Genomic DNA, 3,580 nt, shown 5'->3' with positions numbered 1-3,580 from the left:
GGAGCTGATCCCCTCCGCCAGCTCGAGAGCGGACTCGACCAGGGCGTCATCGGCCACCACACGCGACACCAGTCCCATGCGCTCGGCCTCGTCGACGTCCACGTCGCGGCCGCTCACGATCATGTCGAAGGCGCGTGAGGCGCCGACCAGGCGGGGAAGGAGCCAGCTCACCCCGATGTCGGTGCCGGACAGACCGGTGCGGATGTAGGCGGAGCAGAACCGGGCCGAGCGGGAGGCGATGCGCAGGTCGGCGGCCAACGCCAGGCTGAGGCCGCCGCCGAACGCCGGCCCGTTGACCGCGGCCAGGATGATCTGCGGGGTGGCGCGCATGTGCACCGGCAGCTTGGCGATGAACTCCTGGCCGCCGGTGCGCACATCCACCTGGGTGTGCTCGCCGGCACCAGGGAGGGTGCCCATCTCGGTGAGGTCGAGCCCGGCGCAGAAGCCCCGGCCCGCCCCCGTTATCACCGCCACCCGGCAGTCGCGGTCGTCGGCCACCTCGTCGAGGGCGTCGTGGATCGCACCCACCAGGGCCCAGTCGAGGGCGTTGAGCCGCTCCGGACGGTTGAGGGTGAGCAGACGGACGTGCGGCGCCGGCTGCGCCATCTCCACCAGGGCCAAGACTCCTCCTCAGGGTCGTCCGACGGGAGCCGCCGCCAGGCGGTCCAGGGTCTCGGCGGCGCCGGCCACGATCGAGTCGACCAGCTCGGCCACGGTGGGCAGGCTCTCGATGCGCCCGGTCACCTGCCCGGTCGGCAGGATCCCGGTCTCCAACCGGCCCTCGACCATGGTGGCCCGGGTGAGCATCGGGGCGTTGGCCGCCATGGCCATCTGGGCCAGGGTCAGGTCCCCGGAGCGGCGCATGGCCCTCCCCTCCCGGACCAGCTCGATCAGGCCGGTCTCGGTGAGCCGGCGGAGGCGCAGGGCGCTGCCGACCGACCGCGCCAGCGCCGCCGGGCCCCGTGAGCGCTCGAGACGGTCGACGAGAGGGGTGCGGATCACGCGCTGGGGCATGCCGTCCACCGCCCGGGTGACCACGGTGTCGGTCACCGCCGCCTCCAGATAGCGCGCCTTCACGTGGTCGGGCACGGTGCTCTCCCGGGTCAGGAGGAACCGGGTGCCCATGGCGATGCCCGCCGCCCCCCACGCCAGGGCCGCCACCAGGCCGCGGCCGTCCATGAACCCGCCCGCGCCGAGGACCGGGATGTCGACGGCCTCGCAGACCTGGGGCAGGAGGAGGGAGGTCGGCACCTGGCCGGTGTGCCCCCCGCCCTCCTGGCCCTGGGCGATCACGGCGTCGACCCCCCACGCCGCGACCTTCTCGGCGTGGCGCCGGGCCGCCACCGTCGGCATGCACACGATCCCGCCGTCCTTGAGCCGCTTGATCAGCTTCTCGTTGGGGGCCTGGGCGAAGCTGGCCACGCGCACCTTCTCGGCCACCAGCAGATCGACGACCCGGCCCACGTCGGACTGGTCGGAGCGGATGTTGACCCCGAACGGCTGCCGGGTCCGGGCCTTGACCTCCCGGATGGCGGCCACCAGCTCGTCGTAGGTCATGGTGGCCGAGGCCAGGATCCCGAGCGCCCCCGCCTCGGCGGTGGCGCTCACCAGACGGGGGCCCGCCACCCAGCCCATCCCCGTCTGCACGAGGGGCCAGCGCACGCCGAGGAGGGAGCAGATGGGCGTGTCCAGGACGGGATGACCGCCGGGCTGACCGGGCGGCGGGCTGCCGGGGGTATCGACCACGCCCCCTACTATTCCGCGCCGCATGGCGCCGACGGTCATCGACGGGGTGGAGGGGCTGCGGGAGGCGGTCGGGCGCCACCTCGGCCACAGCTCCTGGATGGAGGTGGGCCAGGAGCGGATCGTCCTGTTCGCCGAGGCCACCGGGGACCACCAGTGGATCCACGTCGACCCGGCCCGGGCCTCCGCCGGGCCGTTCGGGACGACGATCGCCCACGGCTACTTGACGCTGTCGCTCGTCAACTACTTCCTGCCCCAGGTCGTCGAGGTGAAGGGCATGGCCATGGGCATCAACTACGGGCTGGACCGGGTGCGCTTCCCCGCCCCCGTCCCCGTCAGCTCCCGCCTGCGGGGCGGGGTGGAGGTACTGGCGGTGGCCGACGTGGCCGGCGGGGTCCAGGCCGCCATGCGCGTGACCGTGGAGATCGAGGGCGGGGACCGGCCGGCATGCGTGGCCGACGTGCTCAGCCGCTACCTGATGGGAGAGGGATGACCCAGACCGAGACCGCTGCCGACCGCGCCGCCGCGGGCGGGCCCGACGCCGCCTTACGGGCCGAGCTGGTGGCGTGGCTGGAGGAACACCCACCGCCCGCTGGGGGCATCCGGGCCCGGATGCCCGATCCCGCCGATCCGGCCTACCAGGCCCTGCGGGCATGGCAGCGGGAGCTGGCGGCGGCCGGCTTCTCCTTCGTGAGCTACCCGGAGCGGTACGGCGGCAGGGGCGGGTCCCCGGCGCAGCAGGCCATCGTGGCGGAGGAGCTGCGCAAGTGCCACCAGGCCGTCCCGGCCGGGATCGGCGTCACCATGGTGGCGCCCACGATCCTGGCCCACGGCACCGACGAGCAGAAGGACCAGTTCATCCGGCCCACCCTCCTGGGGGACCTGGCGTGGTGCCAGCTCTACAGCGAGCCGGGGGCGGGGTCGGACCTGGCCGGGCTGGCCACCCGGGCCGAGCGGGACGGGGACGAGTGGATCGTCGACGGCCAGAAGGTCTGGACCACCCAGGCCCACATCGCCGACTACGCCATCCTCCTGGCCCGGACCGACCCCGACCAGCCCAAGCACCGGGGCATCACCTACTTCCTGATCGACATGCACCAGCCCGGCATCGAGGTGCGGCCGCTGCGCCAGGTGACCGGGGACGCCCACTTCAACGAGGTCTTCCTGAGCTCCGCCCGGGTGCCCCACGCCAACGTCCTCGGGGAGGTCAACGGTGGCTGGGCGGTGGCGATGACGACCCTGGCCCACGAGCGCATGCTGATGGGTGGCCTGGTCGGAGGGGGCGGCGGCCGCGACAAGGTCCGGGAGATGATCTCGGCCGCGGCCCGGATGGGCCGGACCGGGGATCCGGTGGTGCGCCAGCAGCTGGCCGACGCCTACGTCCGGTCGCGGATCCTGCGCTTTCTCGGCGCCCGGATGGGGGCTCCGGGCGGACCGAACCCGTCGCTCCTCAAGTACTACGCCGCCCACCTCCAGAAGCGGCTCAACGAGGTGGCCATCGGGCTGCTCGGCCCGGCCGGCACGCTGTGGGACGAGGACGCCCCCGACGACGGCTTCTGGCAGCACGAGCTGCTCTCGGCCCTCCAGCTGCGCATAGCGGGGGGGACCGACCAGGTGCAGCTCAACGTGATCGGGGAGCGGGTCCTGGGGCTGCCCGCCGAGCCCCGGGTCGACAAGGACCGGCCGTTCCGGGAGGTGGCCAACAATCCCACCCGCTGGTAGGCACGATTCCCAACTCCTTGCGCTCAGATCCCGCCCGACCTGTCCGATAGGAGGCAGTCGGGCGGGAGAACAGGTTCTCTCTCCTGCGGCCGGCTGGGCGGCCGGCTGGGAATCG

4 protein-coding genes are annotated in these 3,580 nt (G+C 73.4%); 2 read left to right on the top strand and 2 right to left on the bottom strand.

Annotated features, from left to right (window positions below; all coding sequences use genetic code 11):
* Positions 1 to 612 (bottom strand): enoyl-CoA hydratase/isomerase family protein (locus tag VFW24_12830; protein HEX5267649.1); only part of this gene is annotated, 612 nt, incomplete at its 3' end.
* Positions 613 to 630: 18 nt separating this feature from the next.
* Complete coding sequence (locus VFW24_12825) at positions 631 to 1,746, bottom strand: nitronate monooxygenase (GenBank protein ID HEX5267648.1); 1,116 nt, start codon at positions 1,744 to 1,746, stop codon at positions 631 to 633.
* 22 nt (positions 1,747 to 1,768) lie between these two features.
* On the opposite strand from VFW24_12825, the gene VFW24_12820 reads away from it, so the two are divergent.
* Together VFW24_12820 and VFW24_12815 are read left to right on the top strand one after the other, a co-directional pair.
* Positions 1,769 to 2,236 (top strand): MaoC family dehydratase, encoded by a 468-nt coding sequence (locus VFW24_12820; protein ID HEX5267647.1) that lies wholly within the window; start codon positions 1,769 to 1,771, stop codon positions 2,234 to 2,236.
* Complete coding sequence (locus VFW24_12815; protein HEX5267646.1) at positions 2,233 to 3,465, top strand: acyl-CoA dehydrogenase family protein; 1,233 nt, start codon at positions 2,233 to 2,235, stop codon at positions 3,463 to 3,465. Before VFW24_12820 ends, VFW24_12815 begins: the two co-directional genes overlap by 4 nt.
* The last annotated feature ends 115 nt before the right edge of the window (positions 3,466 to 3,580 follow it).

It is taken from the genome of Acidimicrobiales bacterium, from assembly GCA_036273495.1.
Taxonomy (GTDB): Bacteria; Actinomycetota; Acidimicrobiia; order Acidimicrobiales; family JAJPHE01; genus DASSEU01.
The sequence above is the reverse complement of the archived record's forward strand: the minus strand, read 5'-3'. Positions and strand labels throughout refer to the sequence as shown.